This is a genomic window from Streptomyces sp. NPDC006430, from assembly GCF_040612395.1.
Lineage (GTDB): Bacteria > Actinomycetota > Actinomycetes > Streptomycetales > Streptomycetaceae > Streptomyces.
The window spans coordinates 52,907-78,927 of sequence record NZ_JBEXQA010000016.1 but is presented as its reverse complement, the minus strand read 5'-3'; the positions used below and the strand labels follow the sequence as shown (position 1 = coordinate 78,927).

Annotated in this window: 20 protein-coding genes; 6 read left to right on the top strand and 14 right to left on the bottom strand. The window is 71.3% G+C overall.

Going from position 1 to position 26,021, the window contains the following annotated elements; all coding sequences use genetic code 11:
- Positions 1-110 precede the first annotated feature (110 nt).
- Together ABZZ20_RS22645 and nrdR are read right to left on the bottom strand one after the other, a co-directional pair.
- Positions 111-2,999 (bottom strand): vitamin B12-dependent ribonucleotide reductase, encoded by a 2,889-nt coding sequence (locus ABZZ20_RS22645; protein WP_356872250.1) that lies wholly within the window; start codon positions 2,997-2,999, stop codon positions 111-113.
- 152 nt (positions 3,000-3,151) lie between these two features.
- Positions 3,152-3,664 (bottom strand): transcriptional regulator NrdR, encoded by a 513-nt coding sequence (gene nrdR / locus ABZZ20_RS22640; RefSeq protein WP_356872248.1) that lies wholly within the window; start codon positions 3,662-3,664, stop codon positions 3,152-3,154.
- A 471-nt stretch (positions 3,665-4,135) separates the two neighbouring features.
- Between nrdR and lexA the strand changes: the two genes are divergently transcribed.
- Entirely contained in the window at positions 4,136-4,927 is a 792-nt protein-coding gene (gene lexA, locus ABZZ20_RS22635; RefSeq protein WP_356872246.1) for a transcriptional repressor LexA, read from the top strand.
- A gap of 132 nt (positions 4,928-5,059) precedes the next feature.
- Here lexA and ABZZ20_RS22630 read toward each other — a convergent pair whose 3' ends face one another.
- The 3 genes from ABZZ20_RS22630 to ABZZ20_RS22620 all read right to left on the bottom strand — a co-directional run bounded on the left by ABZZ20_RS22630 (position 5,060) and on the right by ABZZ20_RS22620 (position 10,045).
- Entirely contained in the window at positions 5,060-7,030 is a 1,971-nt protein-coding gene (locus ABZZ20_RS22630) for an ATP-dependent DNA helicase (protein WP_356872244.1), read from the bottom strand.
- Positions 7,031-7,267: 237 nt separating this feature from the next.
- The gene (locus ABZZ20_RS22625) at positions 7,268-7,951 is read right to left on the bottom strand and encodes a GNAT family N-acetyltransferase (RefSeq protein ID WP_356872242.1); all 684 of its coding nucleotides are present in this window, start codon (positions 7,949-7,951) and stop codon (positions 7,268-7,270) included.
- Between the two features lie 6 nt (positions 7,952-7,957).
- The gene (locus ABZZ20_RS22620) at positions 7,958-10,045 is read right to left on the bottom strand and encodes an IucA/IucC family protein (protein ID WP_356872240.1); all 2,088 of its coding nucleotides are present in this window, start codon (positions 10,043-10,045) and stop codon (positions 7,958-7,960) included.
- Between the two features lie 37 nt (positions 10,046-10,082).
- On the opposite strand from ABZZ20_RS22620, the gene ABZZ20_RS22615 reads away from it, so the two are divergent.
- A complete protein-coding gene (locus ABZZ20_RS22615; RefSeq protein ID WP_356872238.1) occupies positions 10,083-10,382 on the top strand; it encodes a hypothetical protein in 300 nt (99 codons plus the stop codon).
- Positions 10,383-10,515: 133 nt separating this feature from the next.
- On the opposite strand, the gene ABZZ20_RS22610 is transcribed toward ABZZ20_RS22615, so the two are convergent.
- A complete protein-coding gene (locus ABZZ20_RS22610; RefSeq protein ID WP_356872236.1) occupies positions 10,516-11,985 on the bottom strand; it encodes a diaminobutyrate--2-oxoglutarate transaminase family protein in 1,470 nt (489 codons plus the stop codon).
- 246 nt (positions 11,986-12,231) lie between these two features.
- On the opposite strand from ABZZ20_RS22610, the gene ABZZ20_RS22605 reads away from it, so the two are divergent.
- Positions 12,232-13,410: a hypothetical protein gene (locus tag ABZZ20_RS22605; protein ID WP_356872234.1), complete on the top strand. Its 1,179-nt coding sequence runs from the start codon at positions 12,232-12,234 to the stop codon at positions 13,408-13,410.
- Positions 13,411-13,521: 111 nt separating this feature from the next.
- Here ABZZ20_RS22605 and hflX read toward each other — a convergent pair whose 3' ends face one another.
- From hflX to miaA, 6 genes are all read right to left on the bottom strand, one after another.
- Positions 13,522-15,027: a GTPase HflX gene (gene hflX, locus ABZZ20_RS22600; RefSeq protein ID WP_356872232.1), complete on the bottom strand. Its 1,506-nt coding sequence runs from the start codon at positions 15,025-15,027 to the stop codon at positions 13,522-13,524.
- 231 nt (positions 15,028-15,258) lie between these two features.
- Entirely contained in the window at positions 15,259-16,707 is a 1,449-nt protein-coding gene (locus tag ABZZ20_RS22595; RefSeq protein WP_356872230.1) for a M1 family metallopeptidase, read from the bottom strand.
- A gap of 87 nt (positions 16,708-16,794) precedes the next feature.
- Entirely contained in the window at positions 16,795-18,882 is a 2,088-nt protein-coding gene (locus ABZZ20_RS22590; RefSeq protein ID WP_356872228.1) for an HD domain-containing protein, read from the bottom strand.
- Positions 18,883-19,022: 140 nt separating this feature from the next.
- Entirely contained in the window at positions 19,023-19,898 is an 876-nt protein-coding gene (gene dapF / locus ABZZ20_RS22585; protein ID WP_356872226.1) for a diaminopimelate epimerase, read from the bottom strand.
- A gap of 43 nt (positions 19,899-19,941) precedes the next feature.
- Positions 19,942-20,454 carry a hypothetical protein gene (locus tag ABZZ20_RS22580; RefSeq protein ID WP_356872224.1) on the bottom strand — a complete coding sequence of 171 codons (513 nt, stop codon included), beginning with the start codon at positions 20,452-20,454 and terminating at the stop codon, positions 19,942-19,944.
- 131 nt (positions 20,455-20,585) lie between these two features.
- Positions 20,586-21,524 (bottom strand): tRNA (adenosine(37)-N6)-dimethylallyltransferase MiaA, encoded by a 939-nt coding sequence (gene miaA / locus ABZZ20_RS22575; protein ID WP_356872222.1) that lies wholly within the window; start codon positions 21,522-21,524, stop codon positions 20,586-20,588.
- 243 nt (positions 21,525-21,767) lie between these two features.
- Between miaA and ABZZ20_RS22570 the strand changes: the two genes are divergently transcribed.
- Both ABZZ20_RS22570 and ABZZ20_RS22565 read left to right on the top strand, forming a co-directional pair.
- Positions 21,768-21,917, top strand: coding sequence for a gliding motility protein (locus tag ABZZ20_RS22570; RefSeq protein ID WP_356872220.1), 150 nt, complete (start codon positions 21,768-21,770; stop codon positions 21,915-21,917).
- Between the two features lie 23 nt (positions 21,918-21,940).
- A complete protein-coding gene (locus ABZZ20_RS22565) occupies positions 21,941-22,186 on the top strand; it encodes an antitoxin (protein ID WP_356872218.1) in 246 nt (81 codons plus the stop codon).
- A gap of 54 nt (positions 22,187-22,240) precedes the next feature.
- Here the strand turns inward: ABZZ20_RS22565 and ABZZ20_RS22560 are convergent, their stop codons facing one another.
- The gene (locus ABZZ20_RS22560; protein WP_356872216.1) at positions 22,241-22,948 is read right to left on the bottom strand and encodes a class III extradiol dioxygenase subunit B-like domain-containing protein; all 708 of its coding nucleotides are present in this window, start codon (positions 22,946-22,948) and stop codon (positions 22,241-22,243) included.
- 388 nt (positions 22,949-23,336) lie between these two features.
- Positions 23,337-24,857 carry a tRNA (N6-isopentenyl adenosine(37)-C2)-methylthiotransferase MiaB gene (gene miaB / locus ABZZ20_RS22555; RefSeq protein WP_356872214.1) on the bottom strand — a complete coding sequence of 507 codons (1,521 nt, stop codon included), beginning with the start codon at positions 24,855-24,857 and terminating at the stop codon, positions 23,337-23,339.
- Positions 24,858-25,011: 154 nt separating this feature from the next.
- Between miaB and ABZZ20_RS22550 the strand changes: the two genes are divergently transcribed.
- Entirely contained in the window at positions 25,012-26,007 is a 996-nt protein-coding gene (locus ABZZ20_RS22550) for a TAXI family TRAP transporter solute-binding subunit (protein WP_356872212.1), read from the top strand.
- Positions 26,008-26,021 lie beyond the last annotated feature (14 nt).

Genomic DNA, 26,021 nt, shown 5'->3' with positions numbered 1-26,021 from the left:
CTCGCCCCTCGCCCCGACTCGCCGACGTATCAAACGCCCAGGGCGGTGAAGCCGAACCACTCGGCTTCACCGCCCTGGCCATTGCATTCACCCCCGAAGGGGGCCTTGAATCAGCTGCAGCCGCTGGTGGAGCCGCAGCCCTCGCAGATGTAGCAGGAGCCTGCGCGCTGCATCTTCGTACCGCAGGAGAAGCAGAGCGGGGCGTCGGCGGACACGCCGAGCTGCATCTCGACCAGTTCGGCGCTGGAGTGCGCCGTCCTCGGAGCCTGGACCTCGACGACCGCGGCCGGCTTCGGGGGCGTCGGGACGGCGGCCAGCGGAGCCGATTGGGCGAGGGACTCCGTGTCGAGCTCCTCGTCGAGGGGCTCGTACGAGCCGGTCTCCAGGTGCCGCTGACGCTCCTCGGCAGTGTGGATGCCGAGCGCCGAGCGGGTCTCGAAGGGCAGGAAGTCGAGCGCCAGGCGACGGAAGATGTAGTCGACGATCGACTGCGCCATCCGCACGTCCGGGTCGTCCGTCATGCCGGCCGGCTCGAAGCGCATGTTCGTGAACTTCGAGACGTAGGTCTCCAGCGGAACGCCGTACTGCAGACCGACCGAGACGGCGATCGAGAAGGCGTCCATCATGCCCGCGAGGGTCGAACCCTGCTTCGACATCTTCAGGAAGACCTCGCCCAGACCGTCGTCCGGGTAGGAGTTCGCCGTCATGTAGCCCTCGGCGCCACCGACCGTGAAGGAGGTGGTGATCCCCGGGCGGCCCTTGGGGAGGCGCTTGCGGACCGGGCGGTACTCGATGACCTTCTCGACCGCGGCGCGGATGGTCTCCTCCGTCTTGGCGGTGACCTCCTCCTTCTCCTCTTCCTTCTTCTTCGCGGAGAGGGGCTGGCCGACCTTGCAGTTGTCGCGGTAGATGGCGAGCGCCTTGACGCCCATCTTCCACGCCTCGAAGTAGATCTCCTCGATCTCCTCGACGGTCGCCGACTCCGGCATGTTGACCGTCTTCGAGATCGCGCCGGAGATCCAGGGCTGGATCGCGGCCATCATCCGGACGTGGCCCATCGGGGAGATGGAGCGCTCGCCCATGGCACAGTCGAAGACCTCGTAGTGCTCGGTCTTCAGGCCGGGCGCGTCGATCACGTTGCCGTGCTCGGCGATGTGGGCGACGATCGCCTCGATCTGCTCTTCCTGGTAGCCCATGCGACGCAGGGCCTGCGGCACGGTGCCGTTGACGATCTGCATCGAACCGCCGCCAACGAGCTTCTTGAACTTGACCAGGGCCAGGTCCGGCTCGACACCGGTGGTGTCGCAGGACATCGCGAGACCGATGGTGCCGGTGGGCGCGAGGACGGAGGCCTGGGAGTTGCGGAAGCCGTTCTTCTCGCCGAGGCGCACGACGTCCTGCCAGGCTTCGGTGGCCGCGGCCCAGATCGACTTGTCCAGGTCCTCGGTGCGCGGAGCGACGGCGTTGGCGTCGGCGTGCTGCTTCATGACGCGCTTGTGCGCCTCAGCGTTGCGGGCGTAGCCGTCGTACGGGCCGACGATGGCGGCCAGCTCGGCGGAGCGCTTGTACGCGGTGCCGGTCATGAGCGAGGTGATCGACGCGGCGAGGGTGCGGCCGCCGTCGGAGTCGTACGCGTGGCCGGTCGCCATCAGCAGGGCGCCGAGGTTGGCGTAGCCGATGCCGAGCTGGCGGAAGGCGCGGGTGTTCTCGCCGATCTTCTGCGTGGGGAAGTCCGCGAAGCAGATCGAGATGTCCATGGCCGTGATGACGAGCTCGACGACCTTGGAGAAGCGCTCGGCGTCGAAGGACTGGTTGCCCTTTCCGTCGTCGTCGAGGAACTTCATGAGGTTCAGCGAGGCGAGGTTGCAGGACGTGTTGTCCAGGTGCATGTACTCGCTGCACGGGTTGGACGCTGTGATGCGGCCGGACTCGGGGCAGGTGTGCCAGTGGTTGATCACACCGTCGTACTGGATGCCCGGGTCGGCGCAGGCCCACGCGGCCTCGGCCAGCTTGCGGAAGAGCGCCTTGGCGTCGACCTTCTCGATGACCTCGCCGGTCATGCGGGCGCGCAGGCCGAACTCGGTGCCGTTCTCGACGGCCGTCATGAACTCGTCGTTCACACGGACGGAGTTGTTGGCGTTCTGGTATTGGACGGACGTGATGTCGTCGCCGCCCAGGTCCATGTCGAAGCCCGCGTCGCGCAGGGCGCGGATCTTCTCCTCTTCCTTCACCTTGGTGGCGATGAAGTCCTCGACGTCCGGGTGGTCCACGTCCAGGACGACCATCTTGGCCGCGCGCCGGGTGGCACCGCCCGACTTGATCGTTCCGGCGGACGCGTCGGCGCCGCGCATGAAGGAGACCGGACCGGAGGCGTTGCCGCCGGAGGAGAGGAGCTCCTTGGAGGAGCGGATGCGGGAAAGGTTCAGGCCGGCGCCGGAGCCGCCCTTGAAGATCATGCCCTCTTCCTTGTACCAGTCGAGGATCGACTCCATGGAGTCGTCGACCGCCAGGATGAAGCAGGCGGAGACCTGCTGCGGCTGGGGCGTACCGACGTTGAACCAGACCGGCGAGTTGAAGCTGAAGATCTGGTGCAGGAGGGCGTAGGTCAGCTCGTGCTCGAAGATCTCCGCGTCGGCGGGGGACGCGAAGTAGTCGTAGTCCTCGCCGGCCTTCGTGTACGTCTTCACGATGCGGTCGATGAGCTGCTTCAGACCGGTTTCGCGCTGCGGGGTGCCGACCGCGCCGCGGAAGTACTTGCTGGTGACGATGTTGACCGCGTTCACCGACCAGAAGTCGGGGAACTCGACGCCACGCTGCTCGAAGTTCACCGAGCCGTCGCGCCAGTTGGTCATGACGACGTCACGGCGCTCCCAGCTCACCTCGTCGTAAGGGTGCACGCCGGGGGTGGTGTGGATGCGCTCGATACGCAGGCCGCTCTTGGCAGCTTTGGTCCCCTTGGCGCGGGAACCTCGTGCCGAGCTGCTCGCCGTCTCTGTCATGCCGCCTCCCATATGCGGGCAAAAACGCCCTAAAGTGCCAGCGCTATTCCGCCGCACGGTCTGTCTTGTATCTACGTTTCTTCTCCCCCGGCTACCGCCGGGAGGTACCCCCGGGCTGAGCCGACGCACCGCGCTGCACTGCGGCCGTCGGGTCAGTCGGCGGCGGAGGCGGGCACGGGGACCGCAGTGGTCCCCCTGGGCTCGCACTCCTCGGGGTGAGGCCGCTGCTCGCGCAGTTCCGCGATGGCGGTCTCGAAGTCTTCAAGGGTGTCGAACGCTTTGTACACGGACGCGAACCGCAGGTACGCGACCAGGTCGAGCTCCTGCAACGGGCCGAGTATGGCCAGACCCACGTCGTGGGTGGTCAGCTCGGCACTCCCGGTGGCGCGCACCGCCTCTTCGACACGCTGGCCGAGCTTGGCGAGGGCGTCCTCGGTGACCGGCCGCCCCTGGCACGCCTTGCGCACGCCGGAGATGACCTTGGTACGGCTGAAGGGTTCGGTCACCCCGCTGCGCTTGATCACCATCAGCGAGGCCGTCTCCACCGTCGTGAAGCGACGGGAGCAGTCGGGGCACTGACGGCGCCGACGGATCGACGTGCCGTCGTCCGTGGTGCGGCTGTCGACGACGCGGCTGTCGGGGTGCCTGCAGAAGGGGCAGTGCATGGTTCCCTCACCCTCCCTCTTGGCACGACTGAATCACCTCGCGGGGCCCCTCAACGGCAGCGACTGGTCTCTGCCGGGGGCTCGCGAAGCAGCCACCAGCATATGCGATGCCGAGGGCCTCGGCGGACCGAGGACCACAACTTCTGGGCGGCCACGCTTATCCAACCACTAGATCTTGGGTTGCAGTGAATTTGGTCCGCTCCGCGTGTCGCCAGGCCCGAAGACCGGACGCGGGCATTCCCGGTGCCACACTGGGCACGAGACCGGAGGCTGGCGATCCGACCGGGAAGGGTACCGTAAACAGCGAATGCGGGACCGAACCCGCGTTCGGCGGACCGCTCGTCTATATACACCCCGCGACGTGTCCACGTCGGATGATCTGCGATTTTTCACTCGAACGTGTGTTTGGCGCAACCTTTCGAAAGCAACTACCGTTGTCCAGCTAGGGAGAACATTTCGAGAGGGGCCGACGTGACCACCACCGCAGACAGTGCCGCCATCACTGCCCAGAACCGCTCCCAGAGCCGACTCGAGCCGGTGCATGCCATGAATGACACAAGCCTGACCCCGGAGGCGGAGCCTGTACGCCCCGCGCGCTCGCTGCCAGGTCGACCTCCAGGCATCCGCGCCGACAGCTCCGGACTCACGGACCGACAGCGGAGGGTCATCGAGGTCATTCGCGACTCGGTGCAGCGGCGGGGATACCCGCCGTCGATGCGGGAGATCGGCCAGGCGGTCGGCCTGTCCAGCACGTCTTCGGTCGCGCACCAGCTGATGGCCCTGGAGCGCAAGGGCTTCCTGCGCCGAGACCCGCACCGCCCCCGGGCGTACGAAGTACGCGGCTCCGACCAGCCCAGCTCCCAGCCCACGGACACCACCGGCAAGCCCGCCGCCTCGTACGTTCCCCTGGTAGGCCGGATCGCGGCCGGCGGCCCGATCCTCGCCGAGGAGTCGGTGGAGGACGTGTTCCCGCTCCCCCGCCAGCTCGTCGGCGACGGAGAGCTCTTCGTCCTGAAGGTCGTCGGCGACTCGATGATCGAAGCCGCCATCTGCGATGGCGACTGGGTCACGGTCCGTCGTCAGCCCGTCGCGGAGAACGGCGACATCGTGGCCGCGATGCTCGACGGCGAGGCCACGGTCAAGCGCTTCAAGCGCGAGGACGGCCATGTCTGGCTGCTCCCGCACAACTCCGCCTACCAGCCCATCCCCGGCGACGAGGCCACCATCCTCGGCAAGGTCGTCGCGGTACTGCGCCGGGTCTGAGCCCGCGCCCCTTTCCAGCTCCGGGACCCACTGCGCCGGTCCCGGAGCTGTCTTCTGCCTCCGTACGGTCCGACTCCCGCCCCTGCTGTACACCCGTGCCGGTAGCGGCGCGGGTGCACAGCCGGGCGGCGGCTACTTCCCGTCCGCCTGGGCGGCCTCATCGATGGCGGCTAGCGAGCGTCGCGCCTGGTTGCGGTCCGTCGTGTACCAGAAGTCCGGCAGGGTCGCCCGCAGGAAGGTGCCGTACCGGGCGGTGGCCAGCCGCGGGTCCAGGACGGCGACGACACCGCGGTCTCCGGTGGCCCGTACGAGGCGGCCCGCGCCCTGGGCCATGAGCAGCGCCGCGTGCGTCGCCGCGACGGCCATGAATCCGTTGCCGCCGTGTTCCTCGACCGATTTCTGCCGGGCACTCATCAGTGGGTCGTCGGGGCGCGGGAACGGGATCCGGTCCATGACCACGAGCTGGCAGCTGGGGCCCGGCACGTCCACTCCCTGCCAGAGGGACAGCGTCCCGAACAGGCAGGTCTTCGGGTCTGCGGCGAACGCTTTGATCAGCTCGCCCAGCGTCTCCTCACCCTGGAGGAGGATCGGGTTGTCGAGTCGCCCGCGCAGCTCCTCGGCTGCCGCCTTGGCGCCCCGCATGGAGGAGAACAGCCCGAGGGTGCGGCCACCGGCCGCGTCGATCAGTTCGGCGAGCTCGTCCATCATGTCGCCGCGGGTACCCTCGCGGCCCGGGGTGGCCAGGTGCTTCGCGACGTAGAGGATGCCCTGCTTGGGGTAGTCGAACGGCGAGCCGACGTCCAGGCCCTTCCAGGTCGGTGCGTCGTCCCCTTCTACCCCCTCCGGGGACAGGCCCAAGGAGGCCGCGACCCCGTTGAAGTCCCCGCCCAGTTTGAGGGTCGCCGAGGTCAGCACGACGGACCGGTCCTCGAACAGCTTCTCGCGCAGCAGCCCGGACACCGACAGCGGTGCCACCCGGAGGGTGGCTCCGAAGCGGTCGTGGCGCTCGTACCAAACGACGTCGTACTCGGAGCCGAGCAGGATCCGCTCCGCCACTCCGTGCACGCTCTCCACCGCGGCCAGGGCCTGCTTGCGGACGGCGTCCTCGTCGTGCACGGACTTGTCACGGGTGGCGCCGATCGCAGTGATGACGTTGCGCGCGGCGTCCCGCAGGGCCGCCAGCGCATAGCCGAGGTCCTCCGGGATCTGTTCCAGCCGGCCCGGAAGGGCCAGCTCCATGACCCGCTCGAAGGACTCGGACGCCGTCTGCAGCGAGTCCGCGGCCTTCTCGTCGACCAGCTTCGCCGCGCGCTTCACGGCGCGGTTGACCTGGCCCGGGGTGAGCTCGCCGGTGGCGACCCCGGTCACCCGGGAGACCAGCTCGTGCGCCTCGTCCACGATCAGCACCTCGTGCTGCGGCAGCACCGGGGCGCCCTCGATGGCGTCGATGGCCAGCAGCGCATGGTTGGTGACGACCACGTCGGCGAGCTTGGCCCGCTCGCGGGCGGCCTCGGCGAAGCACTCGGCGCCGTACGCGCACTTCGTCGCGCCAAGACACTCCCGGGAGGAGACCGAGATCTGCGACCAGGCCTTGTCGGAGACGCCCGGGGTCAGGTCGTCACGGTCGCCGGTCTCGGTCTCGTCCGCCCAGTCACGCAGGCGCAGCAGGTCCTGGCCGAGCTTGCTGGTGGGGGCGGCCGCCTCGAACTGGTCGAAGAGGCCCTCCTCCTCGTCCTGCGGTGCGCCCTCGTGCAACCGGTGCAGGCACAGGTAGTTGGACCGGCCCTTGAGCATGGCGAACTGCGGACGGCGGCGGAGCTGCGGATGCAGCGCGTCCACCGTCCGGGGCAGGTCGCGCTCGACGAGCTGCCGCTGGAGGGCGAGGGTGGCGGTGGCCACGACCACGCGCTCGCCGTGCGCGAGGGCCGGCACCAGGTAGCCGAGGGACTTGCCGGTGCCGGTACCGGCCTGGATGAGCCGGTGCGTATTGTCGTCGATCGCTTCGGCGACGGCTTCGGCCATGGCCACCTGGCCGGGCCGCTCCGTGCCGCCGACGGCGGAGACGGCGGCGTGCAGCAGGTCGGGGAGGGAGGGCTTCGTCATAGCACTGCCAACCCTACGGGGCGCCACCGACAGGGACCGCCACGGCGAGGATTCACGGCCGGGACTTCCGGTGAATGGGGGCCGGTGGAGTCGGGCACGGCGGCGAAATTCGCCACGGAACTCCTCGAAGATCGGGAACTTTGCTGCGCGACGCAGAGTTTTCAAAGGGTGAGGCGCGAACCGAGAAACGTGCAGCTGCGGGATCCGGGGATGCGGTGCAGCCGTCGGGCGCGGCAATCAGATGAGATTGCGCAGGGCCCGTTCCCGGACCATCAGGACAGCGCGCTTCTCGGGGAGGTCGATCTCCGCGAAACAGCGGAAACCGGAGTTGAGGAAGGCTGATACGGAGGGGGCGTTACGGATGTCCGGTTCGGCGATGACGCGCGTGCAGCGGGGACGGTTGTCGAGCACCAGGTTGGCGACGGCGCGCAGCAGTACGGTGCCCAGCCCGCGGCCACGGTTCGTGCCGTCTCCGATGAGCAGGTGGATACCCGTGTCGTGGGGGCGCGCGGGGTAGTGGCGGGCGAGCGGGTCGAGGTCGGCCCGGTAGATCTCCCAGTAGCTCATCGGTGTGCCGTCGAGGAGTCCGAGGCAGGGGACGCTGTGGCCGTTCCCGTTGAGCTGGGTGCGCACGTGGGCGGCGGTGACGGTGGCGGGACCGGTGAGCTCCCAATAGGCAGCCACCTCGGGATCGTTCATCCAGCCGGTGAGCAGCTCCAGGTCACGGCCGAGTCGTACGGGCTCAAGGCGGAAGGCGCCGGCCGAGGTGGCGGTGGTACCCCATCCGGCCGGGGAGTCGAGCAGTTCGGCTTCGGCGAGCAGGGGCAGCAGCTGGGCGGTGAAGCGGGTCCCGGCACCGCGGGTTTCGGCGAGGGCGCCGAAGGAGTCGAACGCGGCGGTAGCGGTAGCGGTGTAGGGCATCGGCACTCAATCGTGGAGGGGGTTGGTGAAGGTGACGTAGACGGACTGCGAATCGACGGGGCCGACCAGCTCGTCGAGGCCGCCCAGGCGGGTGAGTAGGTTCGCCTTGCAGCGCAGGGTGGGTGAGTCGAGCAGCCGAGCGGGAAGCGGTCCGAGGCCGGAGGCCTTGCCGAGGAAACGGCGGAAGGCGGCGAGCAGGACGCGTTCGTCGGCGAGTCGCTGGGATCCGAAGGCGCCGATGAGGCCCAGCACGTTGTTGATGCCGAGGTAGTACGCGAAGCGTTCGTCGGTGACGGCGTCGGAGACGAAGGTGTCGCTGGCGCTGCCGATGCCGGGCAGCCGGTGCTCCAGTTCTGTGCGGTGGGACGCACGGAAGTAGTAGCCCTGGTTGTCGCGGTAGCGGCCGCCGACAGGCCAGCCGGCCGGGTCGAGGACCACCAGGGTGTTCTGCTGGTGTGCTTCGAGGGCGATCCCGGCGAGCGCGTCGAAGGCGAGGACGGGCAGGACGACGTGGTCGAGGTAGCGCAGGAACCACTCGGCGGCGACGGCGGAGGTCGAGCGCCCGGTGGTCGCGGCGAGCCGGGAGACGGTCTCGGCGAGGCGGGAGCGCATGGTCGTCCGGCCTGACCACGGGCGGGGCGCGGTGAGTGCGGCGATGCAGAGGGCGTCGTCGTGGGAGCGGAAGGGGTTGTGGCGCAACACGGTGTCGAGTCCGGGGACAGGGGTGCCGTCCGGGGCGTCGACTGCGATCCAGGCGGGGTCGCGCACGATGTCGAAGCCGGGGTGGTCCGCCTGCCACTGCTCCGCGAGGCCGGTGCGGAGCAGCCGGTGCACTTCGACGCCGCGGTGGAGTTCCTTGCGGAGGTTCTCGCGACGGGAGTTGGTGATGCGTAGGCCCAGGGAGAGTTTGAGCATCGCGGGGGCGCCGGGACGGTGGACGGTGCGGACGGAGGAGGTGGGGTACCAGCGTTCACCGTACGGGCCCAGGTCGTGCAGGAGTCCGGCGTCGCGGAGGGCCGCGACGGCGGGTCGTTGGAGCAGGTCGCGGGCCTGCCAGGGGTGCAGGGGAAGGGGGGTCGTGCCGTCGGGCAGCGGGAGTCCGGGGGCCAGTCGACCGAGGAGCCGGGCGGCGGAGACGGGGCGGCCGCGTTCGGTCCAGGCGGAATCGGTGGTGAGGGCGGACGGGGCGACGGCGAACCAGTGCAGGGGGAAGGAGCCGTGGAGTTCGGGTGAGAAGCGGCGCACTTCGGTCTCGGAGAGCCCTTCGCGGCTCTTCGGGTCCGGCTGAAGGGGGTGACCGAGCAGGAGTGACTGTTCGGCGGTGAGGAAGAGGTCACCGGCGACCGGTGCGGGCGGGGTGGGGCGTGCGCGCCGGTCGGCGATGAACTCGGCGGTGCGGCGGACCGAGTCGGCGACCCGGCCGACGAGTTCGGCGCCCCCGCGGCCGCCGCTGTCGCCCTCGCGGGCGATCAGTGAGGCGAGGGTGACGGCGTCCAGCGCCGGGGCATGCGCGGGTGCGCCTTCGAGCCGGGCGGGGGCGAAGCGGTGCCAGCCGGTCGGTGACCAATAGCGGACGGCGACGAGCAGCGCGGCGCCTGATGTGGGGAGGGGGATGCGTAGCAGGGTTCCGGCGGGCCCGTCGGGACGGCGGATGCTCCTTTCGCGGACCCAGCACCGCAGCAGGTTCTCCACCGCTGCGGCCTCGGCGGCGACGGCTGGGTCCGGGTGGTCCAACAGATCGGGCAGCATCCTGGGTTCGGGTCCAGCGGGACCTGCAGAGCCGATCCGGGACCGAAGCGTGCCGTCCTTCTGCCGCGGAACGGTGGCTCCGGTGGCGGGCGCAGCCCCCGCGCCCGGTGGCTGCGGGGCCGCCCGCTCGGTGCTGGTGCCGGTGCCGATGCCGGCGTCGGCGTCGGTGCCGGTGCCGGTGCCGGTGCCGGTGCCGTCTGGCCGGTCGGCTTTCCCGCCCGCTCCTGAGGCCTGCCACGGGGTGGACTGTTGTGCGGCCCACGTCGGCTCCGGCGAAGGCCTGTCCGGCCCGCCTGCCAAGGGCGTCGGGCGGGCGGTGGCATGCAGGGCCGGGTCCGACGCCACCGGGTCCAACGCCGCCGGGTCCGTTGCCTTCTCTGTTGTGCTCTGGGTCGCCCTCTCCCTCTCCGGCTCGATCGCCCTCTGCGTCGCCTTCTCGTCCTCTGGGTCCGGCTCCGGCTCCGGCGAAGGTCTGGCGGCGGTGTCGGGGAGGGCGTGGTCCACCGCGGGCGGTGGAATCGAGGTCAGCTGGCTGGCGTCGGCCGTGGCCGCGGTCGGCGGGGCCGGAGGTTCGGTCCCTACGACGCGTGCGCTGGGTGCCGGTGGGCCCATGGGCCGGGTCCGCTGCGCCGAGGCTTCGTACGTACCCGCCGTTCCGGTGGCCGCAGGATCCGGAGCGTGACCCGGTCCGCTGGCGGACGGGGCCGGTACGGGGTGCCCCGCGGCGGCGGACGATGGCACCGGGACATCGGAGCCGGGAGTCACGGGGGTGACGGGGTGCTGCGGGTCGGGCATCGCGGGTCCTTGGGGTGCGGTCAGTGGGGCCGGCGGGCTGCGGCGGCGGGGATGGCGTCGGCCAGGCGATCGAGGACGGCCGACGCCTGCTCGTCGGTGAGGGTCAGCGGGGGCAGGAGGCGGATGACGCTGGAGTGCCGGCCGCCGAGTTCGACGATCAGACCGCGGTTCAGGCACTCCTGGCGGACGGCCGCGGCGAGGGCCTGGGCGGCGGCCCCGGTATCGGGGTCGACGAGTTCTACGCCGAGCATCAGACCGCGGCCCCGGACGTCCCCGATGCAGGGATGGGCGGAGCCCAAGTCGCTCAGGGCCGCGAGCATCCGCTCGCCCAGGGATCGGGCGCGCTCGGCAAGGCGGTTCTTCCGGACGAAGGCCAAGGTGGCGGTTCCGGCTGCCATGGCCAGCTGATTGCCGCGGAAGGTACCGGCGTGGGCTCCGGGCGTCCACGCGTCCAGACCCGACCGGTACACGATCACCGCGAGCGGAAGGCTGCCGCCGATCGCCTTGGACAGCACCATCACGTCCGGAACCACGCCGGCGTGGTCGACTCCCCAGAAGGCACCGGTGCGGCCGACGCCCGTCTGCACCTCGTCGGCGATCAGTGGGATGCCCCGGGCCTCGGTGATCTCGCGCATCCTGCGCAGCCAGGCGTCCGGGGCCGGCAACACCCCGCCCTCTCCCTGCACCGGCTCGACGATCATCGCGGCGGGCGTCGGCACTCCGCCCTTGGGGTCGTCCAGCAGACTCTCGGTCCAACGGGCCCCGAGCCGGGCGCCCTCGGGGCCGCCGACTCCGAACGGGCAACGATGGTCCTGGGGGAACGGTAGCCGGGTCACCCGTACGTCGGTCGCGCCGCCCGAGACGCCCAGGGCTCCGGCAGTCATGCCGTGGTAGGCGCCGGTGAAGGCCAACAGCCCCGAGCGCCCGGTGGCGGTGCGAACCAGTTTCAGCGCGGCCTCGACGGCGTCCGTGCCCGCCGGCCCGCAGAACTGGATGCGGGCGTCGGCGACCAGGGCGGGCGGGAGGTTGTCGAACAGTTCCGTGGTGAAGGCGTCCTTGACCGGGGTCGCGAGGTCCAGGACGTGCAGCGGAGCCCCGGAATCGAGGACGCTCCGGATGGCTTCGAGGACCACCGGGTGGTTGTGCCCGAGGGCGAGGGTGCCGGCACCGGAGAGACAGTCCAGGTAGCGTCGCCCGTCCGCGCCCTCGATCGTCAGGCCTCGGGCGCGCACCGGGACGATGGGCAGCGAGCGCGCGTACGTCCGTGCGGCGGACTCCCGCGTCGACTGCCGGCGCAGGATGGCCTCCGCCGCGACCGGCCCGCCAGATCCGGCGCCGCAGGGGCCCGTCCCCTCGGCTCCCGGCCCGCCGGGCCACGGGCCCCGGCTCCCTTGCGGCGGTACCTGCGCGGCGGCCTCGCCCTGCTCGGTCAAAGCCACGAGTGTCGGACCTCCCGCACGGATTGCGCTACCGGATTGCGCCTCGAACATGAACGCTGCTCCCCCGTCCCCCGTACGTACCAACGACGGTGACGGCGACGGATCACGGGTGGTCCCAAGATCCTTGCCCGGTGGCAATGTGAGGGTGTGTTCCGGTCCCGGAACCGCAGCCCCGGGCTGTGCCGTCCCCAACGGCAGCGGCATAGTGGGGTGCTGCACTCGACGGCACGCACCCCGCGCGCCTCACGCACCTCAACTGCACCGTCCCACGCCCAGATCACCAGGGGGATTCACGACATGCGACCGAACCGACGACCGGTCACCGCGATCCTGTGCGCGGCGGCACTCGCGATAACCGCCGCGGCCTGCGGACCCGGCGACGGGGAGGCCGGCGGCGACGCCAAGCCGACCGTGGCGGCGAACCTGCCGTCCGGAGCTGACGGGATCAAGATCCCGGACCAACTCAAGGAGAGGCTCAAGCAGCACGGCATCGACCTGGAGAAGTGGAAGGGGGGTGCGTGGAAGAACTGGAAGAAGGAGGACTGGCTCCGCGAGGCCGGGGACTACGTGAACCCGATCATCGAGGACCTGTGGGACCCGGACCGGATGCGTGAGGCCGACAAGACCCCGCAGCCCCCGGCCATCGACCCGGACGCCGGCAAGGACCAGGGCGTCACCGACCCGCCCCCGGCGCCGGTGACCGCCAGGGCGGCGAACGCGCCGTACCACACGAGCGTTCCGGTGTCCGGCAAGGTCTTCTTCGACGGCCCCGAGGGCTCCATGGTCTGCTCGGCGACCGTGGTCAAGGACCCCGCCCACCCCGGCAAGTCCAACCTGGTCTGGACTGCGGGCCACTGCGTGCACGCGGGCAAGTCCGGCGGCTGGTACCGCAACATCGCCTTCGTCCCCTCCTACAACAACGCGGGCAAGCCGGCGGCGCAGCTCAAGGGTGCCCCGCGCGAGCAGGTGGCTCCGTACGGCGTGTGGTGGAGCGATTGGGCGCAGACCTCGGACCAGTGGATCGCGACCGGCGGTCCGACCGGTGGCGCGGGCGCCCCGTACGACTTCGCGGTATTGCACGTGACCCCGGAGAAGAGCACCGGTAAGTCCCTGGAGGAGACGGTGGGTTCGGCGCTACCGGTGGATTTCAACGCCCCGGCGGTGCCGAAGTTCGCGGGCGTCACGGCGACGGGCTACCCGGCAGCGGCCCCGTTCGACGGCCAGAAGGCGTTCCAGTGCTCGGACAAGCCGGGCCGGCTGTCGCTGATCGCGAACGCTCCGGTGATGTACCGCATCGGTTGCACGATGACCGGTGGTTCCTCCGGCGGCGGCTGGGTGGCCACGGGCAGTGACGGCAAGCCGGCGCTGGTGTCGAACACCTCGATCGGCCCCGCCAAGGCGGGCTGGCTGGCCGGACCCCGGCTGGGTCCGGAGGCCAAGGGGATCTTCGACGCAGTCAGCGCCAAGTTCAAGTAGGACCGCCTCGGGCGTCACGGACGGCACAGACGGCACAGACGGCACAGACAGTGCACATGGCTGAGGGCCCCCGCATCGCAGGGGCCCTCAGCCATGTCGACCGTGTACGCGTTACCGCTTCGCGGGGACGTACGGGGCCAGGTCCGCCGCCAGTTCGTGGTGGACCCGCGCCTTCAGCAGGGTTCCCTCCGGGGTGTGGTCCTCGGAGATCACCTCGCCCTCGGCGTGTGCCCGGGCGACCAGCCCGCCGTGCGTGTACGGCACCAGGGCCTCCACCTCGACCTCGGGCCGCGGCAGTTCGGAGTCGATGAGCCCGAGGAGCTCCTCGATGCCCTGCCCCGTCCGTGCCGAGACGGCGATGGAGTGCCGCTCGATCCGCAGCAGCCGCTGCAGTACGAGCGGATCCGCGGCGTCGGCCTTGTTGATCACCACGATCTCGGGCACGTTGACCGCGCCGACCTCGCGGATGACCTCGCGAACCGCCGCCAGCTGCTCCTCCGGAGCCGGGTGCGAGCCGTCCACAATGTGCAGGATGAGGTCGGAGTCGCCGACCTCCTCCATCGTGGAGCGGAACGCCTCGACCAGGTGGTGGGGCAGGTGCCGGACGAAGCCGACGGTGTCGGCCAGGGTGTAGATCCGGCCGCTCGGGGTCTCGGCCCGCCGTACGGTCGGGTCGAGAGTGGCGAACAGCGCGTTCTCCACCAGCACGCCCGCGCCCGTGAGGCGGTTGAGCAGTGAGGACTTGCCCGCGTTGGTGTAGCCGGCGATGGCGACCGAGGGCACCTTGTTGCGGCGCCGTTCCTGCCGCTTGATGTCGCGGCCGGTCTTCATCTCCGCGATCTCCCGGCGCATCTTCGCCATCTTCTCGCGGATCCGTCGCCGGTCGGTCTCGATCTTGGTCTCACCGGGGCCTCGGGTGGCCATGCCGCCACCGCCGCCGCCACCCATCTGCCGGGACAGCGACTGGCCCCAACCGCGCAGCCGCGGCAGCATGTACTGCATCTGCGCGAGCGCGACCTGCGCCTTGCCCTCTCGGGACTTGGCGTGCTGGGCGAAGATGTCGAGGATCAGGGCGGTCCGGTCGACCACCTTGACCTTGACGACGTCTTCGAGGGCGATGAGCTGGCCGGGGCTGAGTTCACCGTCGCAGACGACGGTGTCGGCGCCGCTTTCGAGCACGATGTCGCGCAGTTCGCGGGCCTTGCCCGAGCCGATGAAGGTGGCCGGGTCCGGCTTGTCACGGCGCTGGATCACGCCGTCGAGCACGAGGGCACCGGCCGTCTCGGCGAGGGCGGCGAGCTCCGCGAGGGAGTTCTCGGCGTCCTGCACCGTGCCGGAGGTCCAGACGCCGACCAGCACGACGCGCTCCAGGCGCAGCTGCCGGTACTCGACTTCGGTGACGTCTTCGAGCTCGGTGGAGAGGCCGGCCACTCGACGCAGCGCCGCGCGCTCGGAGCGCTCGAACTGGTCGCCGTCCCGGTCTCCGTCGATCTCGTGGCTCCAGGCGACGTCCTCTTCCATCAGGGCGTCGGCCCGGAGGCCCTCGGCGAAGCTCTGCGAGTCCGGCACGTCCTGTGCGTCTCGCGCGTCCTGGGAAGGGGAAGAAGAGGAGGTCATTGGATCCTTACGTCGATATCGAATGCGGCTATTGCCACGAGTGACATAACACTGTCACGTCCAACGCGCCGCATCGCCGGGAGATTCCCCGCCGTGCGGCCCCGTCGATGGTGACATGCCCACTCCCCGGCGGTCACACCCTTTTCCCGGCGTGCATGCGGTGTCCCGGGGGTCGGCCGGCGTCCGGGCGGGCACCAGGGGCCGTTGGGCGTCGGGGCGGCCCCGCGGGCCTCACGCCGCCTTCTTCGGCCCGCCCCACTCCGGGTGCCCGGGCATCGCCGGGGTCGTCTTCCCGTACAGCCACGGCGTGAGGAAGGCCTTCAGGTCCCGGCCGGCCTCCTGCGAAGCCAGCCGTACGAAGTCCTCCGTGCCCGCGGTCCCGTCCTTGTGCTCCCCCACCCAGCGCCGCTCGACCCGGTCGAAGGCCGCGGCGCCGATCTCCTGCCGCAGCGCGTACAGCACCAGCGCGGCCCCGTCGTAGACCACCGGCCGGAACAGTCCGATCTTCTCACCGGGAGGGGCGGGCTTGGGTGCGGCCGGGGGCCCGCCGGCCGCCCGCCACTGGTCCGAACGCTGGTACGCCTCGCGCATGCGCCGCTCCAGGGAGTACTTGCCGAGGCCGTCCGCGTACAGGGCTTCGTACCAGGTGGCGTGCCCCTCGTTGAGCCAGAGGTCGGACCAGGTCCGTGGGGTGACGCTGTCGCCGAACCACTGGTGGGCGAGTTCGTGGACCATCACGGACTCGACGTACCACTCGGGGTAGACGTCCCCCGAGAACAGGCCGTTCTCGAAGAGCGACAGGGTCTGCGTCTCCAGCTCGAAGCCGGTCTTCGCCCGCGCGATCAGCACCCCGTAGTTCTCGAAGGGGTACCGGCCGATCCGTTGTTCCATCCACTGGACGTGTCCGGCGGTCTTCTTCAGCCAGGGCTCCAGCCGCTGCCGGTCCGCGGCCGGCACCACGTCGCGCAGCGGCAGCCCGTGCGGACCGGTTCCCTTCACCACGGCGGAGTCGCCGATGGAGACCTGCGCGAGCTCGGTGGCCATCGGGTGCAGCGTCCGGTACGTCCAGGTGGTCGCGCCTGCGGCCCCGCGGGCCGGCAGCGCGCCCGTCACCCCGTTGGCGACGGCGGTGAGGCCGTCCGGGGCGGTGATCCGGAAGGTGAAGTACGCCTTGTCCGCCGGATGGTCGTTGCACGGGAAGACCCGGTGGGCGGCGTCCGCCTGGTTGGCCATGGCCAGGCCGTCCTCGGTGGGCACCCAGCCCCCGTCGGCGATGCCGCGCGGATCGCTGGTGTGCCGGATCGCGATGTGCAGGGGCACATGGGCCGCGACCGGGCTCGCGGGGGTGAGCACCAGGTCCTCCCCGGCGCTCTCGAAGCGGGCCGGCTCTCCGTTGACCTCGGCGGACGCCACCGTTCCGTGAGTGAAGTCCAGGTTGATCCGCTCCAGCGGCTCCAGGGCGCGGGCGTCGATGACGGTGACCGCGTCGAGCGGGCTCTTGTTGTCCTTGTACGTGAAGGACAGGTCGTACGAGAGGACGTCGTACCCGGGGTTCCCGAGCTCCGGGAACAGCGGGTCGCCGATGCCCAGCGGCTTCGGTGGGGGCAGCACTGCGGCAACGAGGGTGAGGGAGGCCGCGGCGAGCAGGGCGGCGCGCAGGCGCGGGGAGGTGAGCTGCATCCTCCACCGCTTACCAGCGCCCGCCGCGCGCTCGGGTACGGCGCGCGACGGGTCCACCCGAACGGGACCCTCCGACAGGTGGCCGGGCTACGCGCGGCTGACGTCGTAGACGCCCGGCACGTCACGCATCGCCCGCATCAGGGCCGGCAGACCGGTCGCGTCGGGCAGCTGGAGGGTGTACGTGTGGCGGACCTTCTGCTCGACGGGCGGTTCCACGGTCGCGGACACGACCTCGACCCCTTGGCGTGCGATGGCTTCGGTCAGGTCGGCCAGCAGGTGCGGGCGGCCGAACGATTCGGCGACCAGGGTCACCCGGCAGTCGGTCGTGGCCCGCCAGTGCACGGCGACGGAGGTCCGGCCGAGGGCGCGCATCTGGGCCACCGAAGCGCAGTGGATGCGGTGGACGGTGACGGCGCCGCCCCGTACGACGAACCCGGCCACCGCGTCCGGCGGCACCGGCGTGCAGCAGCCGGCGAGCCGTACGGTGGCGTCCGGCAGGTCGGCGACCGCGTTGCCGCCACGGCCGCGGGCCCCGACCACGGACAGCGGTGCCCGGGCGGCCGTGGTGGTGGGCTTCGCGGAGTCGGGGTGCGCCTCCAGCCAGCGGCCAATGGCGATCCGGGCGGCGGGGGTCCTGGCGTGCTCCAGCCAGTCTGCGGCCGGCCCCGAGGAGGCATCCTGGGCGAGCAGGAGCTGCACGGTGTCGCCGTCGGACAGCCGGGAGGCCAGGGAGGTGAGGCGCCCGTTGACCCGGGCGCCGATGCAGCCGTGGGCCGCCTCGCCGTACTGCGCGTAGGCGGCGTCGATACAGCTGGCCCCGGCCGGCAGGCTGAGCGTGCCGGAGGACCTGCCGTCCTCGCGGAACACGGTGATCTCCCGGTCCTGCGCCAGTTCGGCGCGCAGGACGCTCCAGAAGGTGTCGGGGTCGGGTGCGGACCGCTGCCAGTCGAGCAACCGGGACAGCCAGCCGGGCCGCGTCGGGTCGACTCGCTCCTCGTCACAGTCGGCGGGGTCCGACGCAGCGGTGGCGTACGGATTGCCGAGGGCGACGACGCCGGCCTCGGCGACCCGGTGCATCTGGCGGGTGCGGACGATGACTTCGGCCACGTACCCCTCGGGCACGGCGACGGCGGTGTGCAGGGACTGGTACAGGTTGAACTTGGGCGCGGCGATGAAGTCCTTGAACTCCGAGACGACCGGGGTGAAGCAGGTGTGCAACTCCCCCAGCACGGCGTAGCAGTCGGCGTTCTCGCCGACCAGCACGAGGATGCGGCCGAAGTCCGAGCCGCGCAACTCGCCCCGCTTGCGGGCGATCCGGTGCACGGAGACGAAGTGCCGCGGCCGTACCTGCACCTCGGCAGCGATGCCGGCGTCCCGCAGGACGGTCCGTACGGAGTCGGCGATGGCGGGCAGCGGGTCGCGCTCTCCGGCGTGGGCCGCGATGAGCGCGCGGGTGTGCTCGTACTCCTCGGGATGGAGGATCGCGAAGACGAGGTCCTCCAGCTCGGTCTTGAGCGCCTGTACGCCCAGCCGTTCGGCGAGCGGGATGAGGACGTCGCGGGTGACCTTGGCGATTCGGGCCTGTTTCTCGGGGCGCATCACACCGAGGGTGCGCATGTTGTGGAGCCGGTCGGCGAGTTTGATGGACATCACGCGGACGTCGTTGCCCGTGGCGACGAGCATCTTGCGGAAGGTCTCGGGCTCGGCGGCGGCCCCGTAGTCGATCTTCTCGACCTTGGTGACGCCGTCGACGATGAAGCAGACCTCGTCGCCGAACTCCTCCCGGACCTGATCGAGGGTCACCTCGGTGTCCTCGACGGTGTCGTGGAGGAGCGAGGCCGTCAAGGTGGTGGTTTCGGCGCCGAGTTCGGCGAGGATCAGGGTGACGGCGAGCGGATGTGTGATGTACGGCTCACCGCTTTTTCGCATCTGGCCACGGTGCGAGGACTCCGCGAGCACGTACGCGCGGCGCAGGAGGGACAGGTCCGCGTCCGGGTGGTGGGCGCGGTGCGCCTCGGCGACGTGGCCGATGGCGTCGGGGAGCCGGTCTCGGGACGTGGGCCCGAGAAGGGCCGCGCGCCCGAGTCGTCGCAGGTCAAGGCGTGTCCGGCCCCGTCTGCGGAGTTCGGGGCGCGCTTCGGGACGTGCTTCGGGGTTCGTGGCCTCTGCACTCATGGGCACCTCCGGCGGCTTCGACCGGCGGTGGTGGGCATGGGGTGAGCCCTCAGGGCCGGTGCCTGATGCTACCGACCCCACCACGTGGCGCAGTCCGCCTCTCGCTGAGCGTGAAACGGATCACCCATTAGAGGGAAGCTTCAGCCGAAAGCTGTTTCGGTGAGCCAGGTCGCGTCGAACTCGCCCGCGGCCACGATGACGGCCGGTCCGGTCATGTCGATCTGCCCGTCCGGGTGTTCGGTGATTCCGAGGGTGCCGCCGGGGAGGTCAACGACGTACGTGACGGACTGTCCGGTGACGGCCGGGTCCGCTCCGTCGCGGCGGATGGCAGCGACGGCGACGGCGCAGGCGCCGGTGCCGCAGGAGCGGGTCTCGCCGGAACCGCGCTCGTGGACGCGCATGGCGACGTGACGCGGGCCGCGGTCGACGACGAACTCCACGTTGACACCCGTCGGGTAGACCTCGGTCGGGCTGAACGGCGGCGGCTCGAGCAGGCTCCCGGCGTGATCCAGGCTTTCAACGAACGCGACGGCGTGCGGGTTTCCCATGTTCACGTTGCGGGCGGGCCAGGCCCGGTCGCCGACGCGCACGGTGACCTGGTCCTCGGGGAGGACGGCGCGCCCCATGGCGACCGTCACGTCGCCGCTCTTGTCGAGGTGCACCCGCTTGACGCCGCCCCGGGTGGCGACGGCGAGGTCGCCGGGCTCGACGTGACCGGCGTACTGGAGGTAGCGGGCGAAGACGCGGACGCCGTTGCCGCACATCTCGGCGATGGAGCCGTCGCTGTTGCGGTAGTCCATGAACCATTCGGCCTCGTCCGCCATGGGCGCCGCCTCGGGGTGTGCAGCGGAGCGGACGACGTGCAGCACCCCGTCCGCGCCGATGCCGGCACGCCGGTCGCACAGCTTCGCCACGGCCGCCGCGGGCAGCTCGATGGTGTTGTCCGGGTCCGGGACGATCACGAAGTCGTTCTCGGTGCCGTGGCCCTTGAGGAAGGAGAGGCTGGTCTGCGTCACCCGCCCATGGTAGCGAGCAGGCGTTCGGACCGGTCGGAGGCGTCTACCGGAGCCGGGCGACGCGGTACACGGCCAGCGCTACGACGGCCAGCGCGACCAGGGCGTACAGCCCGGCCATGCGCCAGTCGGGGCGGCGCCCGCTGCCCCGCGCCGGGAGCCCGGGCCAGGTGTAACCCACGCGGCGCGCGGCCATCATGCCCCATCCGCCGGCGCAGGAACTGATGAGGAAGCCGAGCATCGCGACCACGGCTCCGCCGTCGCCGAACTCGAAGGCGAGCGGGAAGGCGAACATCAGGGAGCCGGCGGCGGCCAGCATCACGATCGGGGCGATCTGCCAGATGCGCAGGCGACGCTGCGGGCGCAGCTCGACCTCGAACTCCGGACCGGAGGCGGCCTCCGCCCCGGCGGATTCCGGCGCGTCGGGGCCGTCCGTGGTGAGCCGTGCGGGGTCGGCGGGCAGGCCGAGTCCGTCGGGCACGGGAGACCCGTCGAGGAGCGTCGGATCCGCTTCCCGCCTTGAGTCGTCCCGCCCGGTGTCGCGAGGGCCGGCCTCCATCGCCACGCGCCCTCCCCACTCGGACTTCGTACGCCGCCGTTCACCGCCGGTGACCGCACCTGCGGAGTCTGATGATGGCACGGCCCGAGGCCCCGAACGGGCGCACGGGGCGTCCCGATGCCATCACGTGATCAGGCTGTAACCGCTCGTTCGACCAACGACTGCGCAAGTCCGGGGAGTTCCCCCCGGTCAGCGGCGGCGCCACTGAGCCAGTGCACACGGGGGTCGCGGCGGAACCAGGAGTCCTGGCGGCGGGCGAACCGCTTGGTGGCGCGGACGGTCTCCGCACGGGCCTCGTCCTCGGTGCACTCGCCGGCGAGGGCGGCCAGAACCTGCTGGTAGCCGAGCGCCCGGGAAGCGGTGATCCCGTCGCGCAGGCCCCGTGCTTCCAGTGCGCGGACCTCGTCCACCAGGCCCGCCTCCCACATCCGGTCCACGCGCTGCGCGATCCGCTCGTCGAGCTCCGGTCGGGCCACGTCGACGCCGATCTGGACGGTGTCGTAGACGGACTCGTGGCCGGGCAGATTGGCCGTGAACGGCTTCCCGGTGATCTCGATCACTTCCAGGGCCCGGACGATGCGCCGGCCGTTGCTGGGCAGGATCGCCCGGGCGGCGGCCGGGTCGGCGGCGGCGAGCCGGGCGTGCAGAGCGCCGGGGCCGCGCAGCGTGACCTCCTCCTCCAGCCGGGCCCGGACCTCCGGGTCGGTGCCGGGGAACTCCATGGCGTCGAGGGCGCCGCGTACGTACAGCCCCGATCCGCCGACCAGGACCGGCGTACGGCCCTGCGCGAGCAGCTCGTCGATCTCGGCGCGGGCCAGGCGCTGGTACTCGGCGACGCTCGCGGTCTCGGTGACGTCCCAGATGTCGAGGAGGTGGTGCGGGACGCCGCCGCGCTCCTCGGTCGTCAGCTTGGCGGTGCCGATGTCCATCCCCCGGTACAGCTGCATGGAGTCCGCGTTGACGACTTCGCCGTCGAAACTACGGGCCAGGGCTACGCCCAGATCGGACTTTCCGGCCGCGGTGGGACCGACGACGGCGATGACCCGCGGGGCGGGGGCTGCTTTCCTCACCGCCCCAGTCTCGCAAACCCCAGGGCATGTACCCGATCGAGTTACGTGACAGGGAAGTGCCGGGGTCGTTGCCCTGGCGAGGTTCCGCCGGGCCTCCGCCGGGCGTACGCCCGGCGGAGGCCGCGCCGGACCGGGCGGAACTTCACCCGCACGAGTAACGTTATGGGAGTAGACATGGGTGTTTTTGATCGGTTTTTTCGGCGTAAGGGCGAGGATGCGACCGCGGAGGTCGCGTCCGGGGGCGTGACGACGGAGTCCGAGACGGCGGCCGAAGGGGCCGAGGCCGAGCCGGCTGCGACGGAGATTCCCGCGGCGGAAGCCGTGGAGATTCCGAAGCAGCAGTCTGCGGATGTCGCTGCGGACAGCGAGGCCGGCGAGAGCGCCCGTACGTAGCCACCGCCACGGGAAGGTGTCCCATGGGCCTGCTGGACAACATGAAGGCCAAGCTCGCTCCGGCGAAGGAGAAGGTCGGCCACCTCGCGCACCAGCACGAGGGCAAGATCGGTCACCACCTGGACAAGATGGCCAAGGCGGTGGACTACAAGACCAAGGGCAAATACCACGGTCGGATCGAGACCGGAACGAGCAAGGCGAAGGAAGCCCTGGGCAAGATCGCGCACAAGGACGCTCCGGGCGGGCCGACTCCGCCGACGGCCCCCTGACGCGGTTTCCGGAAGGGGCGCGGGTTCCGGTGAACCCGCGCCCCTTCCGCAGGTCTAGGACCAGGCCGCGACGAAGTAGCCGACCCCGTACGGGGCGTCCTCGTACAACAGCCGCCCGTCGAGGCCCGCTCCCTCGGCGGCGCCGGCCAGAACCTGCCAGGGGGCCCTGCCGGCGGCCTTGAGCTCGTACGCGAGCTCGGCGTCGAGGACGGCGAGCGCGGCCACGTCCGCGCTGCCGAGCGCACGGGCCGCGGCGGCGTCGAAGGCGGCGGCGCGGTCGTCCAGGTAACCCGGGGCCTTGAGGGTGCGGCAGGCGCTGCCGTCGCCCATGACGAGGAGGGCCACGCGCGCCTCGCGCGCCGCGATCTGCCGGCCGGCCTCCAGGCAGCGGGCGGTGTCGAGCGGCTCCCCGACCCCGAGGCCCTCCAGCGGCGCGGCGCCCCAGCCCGCGCGGTTCAGCAGCCAGGCGCCGACGGCGAGGGACGGCGGCAGGGGGCGAGCACCCGCGTCTCCGGCTCCGAGCTGTACGTCGGCCTCGACCCCGAATCCGCGGAAGCTGCCGCGGGCGCCCTGGGGGTAGGGGCCGCGGTGGTCCTCGTCGGCGGGTCCGACGACGACCAGCAGGTCGGGTCGGGAGGCGGCGAGCACCGCGAGCGCGTCGGAGCAGGCGGTGCGGGCTTCGCCGAGTTCGGCGGCGGCCCCCGCGGCGACCTCGGGCACGAGGAGCGGCGGGGCGGGGCAGACGGCGGCGGCAACGAGCATGATCCGCAGCCTAGCCCCCGGTCCGCGGTCTCCGCCCCCGGATCTCCCGTGCCAGGGCCGGCGACGGGACCGGAGGCCGATCAGCCGGCCCCGGCGCGGCGCAGGCGGGCCGGGGCAGGCGGGCCGGGGCAACCCCGGCCAGGGGCATGTCGAGCACAGGGGGCAGGCCTGCCCGGGGCAAACCCGGGCCGGGGGCAGGCCCGGCCCAGAGGCAAGCCCGGGCCCGGGGCAGGCCGAGCGCGAGGGCAGATCGGGCCCCGGGGCAGGCCGAGGGCGGGGCCGGAGGCGGGACCGGCTGATCGGGGACGGGTGCGCCAAGGGACGGGGCGGTCCCTACCGGTCCCGCCGAGTGGCGGGACCGGTAGGGGACGACGCGTGCGACGGCGTGTCAGGAAGGCAGGGCGCAGCCCGAGGTGGCTTCCGGCAGCGGGGCAGGGACGCCCAGCGTCGGGATGCCCAGCATGACGCCCTGCGGCTGTGCGGGCGCCGCGTTGCGCTTCTCCCAGGCGTCGCCCGCGCGCGTGCGGCGCACGGACTGCGTCGGGCCCTCCGCCAGGAGGTGGTGCGGGGCCGCGTAGGTGATCTCCACGGTCACCACGTCGCCGGGACGGACCTCGGACTCCGGCTTCGTGAAGTGCACCAGGCGGTTGTCGGGGGCTCGGCCGGACAGGCGGTGCGTCGTACCGTCCTTGCGACCCTCGCCCTCCGCGACCATGACCTCCAGCGTGCGGCCGACCTGCTTCTTGTTCTCCTCCCAGGAGATCTCCTCCTGGAGGGCGACCAGCCGCATGTAGCGCTCCTGGACGACCTCCTTGGGGATCTGCCCCTCCATGTCCGCGGCCGGGGTTCCCGGACGCTTGGAGTACTGGAAGGTGAACGCGTTCGCGAAGCGCGCCTCGCGCACCGTGTGCATCGTCTGCTGGAAGTCCTCCTCCGTCTCACCGGGGAAGCCCACGATGATGTCGGTGGAGATCGCGGCGTGCGGAATGGCGGCGCGCACCTTCTCGATGATGCCGAGGAAGCGCTCCTGGCGGTACGAGCGGCGCATCGCGCGCAGGATCGTGTCCGAGCCGGACTGCAGCGGCATGTGCAGCTGCGGCATCACGTTCGGCGTCTCGGCCATCGCCGCGATCACGTCGTCGGTGAAGTCCCGCGGGTGCGGGGAAGTGAACCGGACCCGCTCCAGTCCCTCGATCTGGCCGCAGGCGCGCAGCAGCTTGGAGAAGGCCTCGCGGTCGCCCAGGTCCGAGCCGTAGGCGTTCACGTTCTGCCCGAGCAGGGTGATCTCGCTGACGCCTTCGGCGACGAGGGCCTCCACCTCCGCGAGGATGTCCCCGGGGCGGCGGTCCTCCTCCTTGCCGCGCAGCGCCGGAACGATGCAGAAGGTGCAGGTGTTGTTGCAGCCGACGGAGATCGAGACCCAGGCGGCGTACGCCGACTCGCGGCGGGTCGGGAGCGTCGAGGGGAACGCCTCCAGCGATTCGGCGATCTCGACCTGGGCTTCCTCCTGGATGCGGGCGCGCTCCAGCAGGACGGGCAGCTTGCCGATGTTGTGCGTGCCGAAGACCACGTCGACCCAGGGGGCCCGCTTGACGATCGTGTCGCGGTCCTTCTGCGCGAGGCAACCGCCGACGGCGATCTGCATGCCGGGGCGCTTGGTCTTCATCGGAGCCAGCCGGCCGAGGTTGCCGTACAGCTTGTTGTCCGCGTTCTCACGGACGGCGCAGGTGTTGAACACCACCACGTCGGCGTCACCGTCGGACCCCTCGGGCGCCCGGGTGTAGCCCGCGCCCTCCAGCAGACCGGAAAGCCGCTCGGAGTCGTGCACGTTCATCTGGCACCCGTAGGTGCGCACCTCGTATGTTCCCTTGACGTCCACTGCCGTGCTCCGGTCGCTGCTGCTGGTCATGGAACAAGGGTAGGCGGTACCCGACGGCCCTCCGGCCCCCGTGCGGTCGGCCCGCGGCAGGGCGGCGCCGCGGACGGGTTTCCGCCGCCGGATCGGGAGGCCCCGGGCCGGGCGCCCCGTGACAGGGCGGCGGGTCGGTGGCAGGATCGCGGCCATGGCTCGCGTACCGCCCCGCATCAGCAGGCGCACCGCCCTGTGGGGGCTGGTGGCCGTGCTCGGGGTGCTCGGGCTGCTTGTGTGGTGGCTGAGGCCCTTCGGGGAACCGCAGCTCAAGGGCGATCTGACTTTCAGTACGGGTGTCCGTACGGGTGTCTACCACCGCTACGGCCAACTCCTGGACCAGGCCCTCGCCCGGGACATGCCCGGGGTCCGCGTACGGCTGGAGACCAGCGAGGGCTCGCAGGAGAACCTTCGTCGGGTGGCCACCGGGAAGGCGGACTTCACCATCGCGACGGCCGACGCGGTCTCCAAGTACCGGGCCGACGAGGAGCCGGGCGCGGAGCGCCTGCGCGGCGTCGCGCGGCTGTACGACGACTACGTGCAGCTGGTCGTGCCGGCCGATTCGGCGGTGCAGTCGGCCCGGGACCTCAGGGGCAAGCGGGTCGCGGTCGGCCAGTCGGGCTCCGGGGTGCGGTTGGTCTCGGAACGGCTGCTGACTGCGGCGAAGCTGGACCCGGCGCGGGACATCACGCCGGTGTCCATCGGCATCGACACCATGCCGGCCGAGCTGGAGGCCGGGCGGATCGACGCGTTCTTCTGGTCCGGTGGCCTGCCGACGAACGCGGTACGGGAGCTCTCCGAGCGGTTCGACATCCGGCTCGTGCAGCTGGGGGACCTGGTGGAGGCGCTGCAGAGGAGCGGGAGCCCGGCCCGGTACTACCGGGCGGCGGTGATGCCGCAGGACGCGTACACGCGGGCCCGCAACACGTCGGCGGTGGCGACCCTGGCCGTACCGAACCTGCTGGTCACCACCGAGCGGACGGATCCGGGGCTGACCGAGCAGTTCACGCGGACGGTGATCCTCAGCCGTGACCGGATCGGGCAGGAAGTGCACGCGGCGCAGCTGGTGGACCTGCGGACGGCGATCTACACGGATCCGCTGGACCTGCACGAGGGCGCCCGCCGGTACTACCGCTCGGTGAAGCCGTAGGAGTTCCGGGGCGG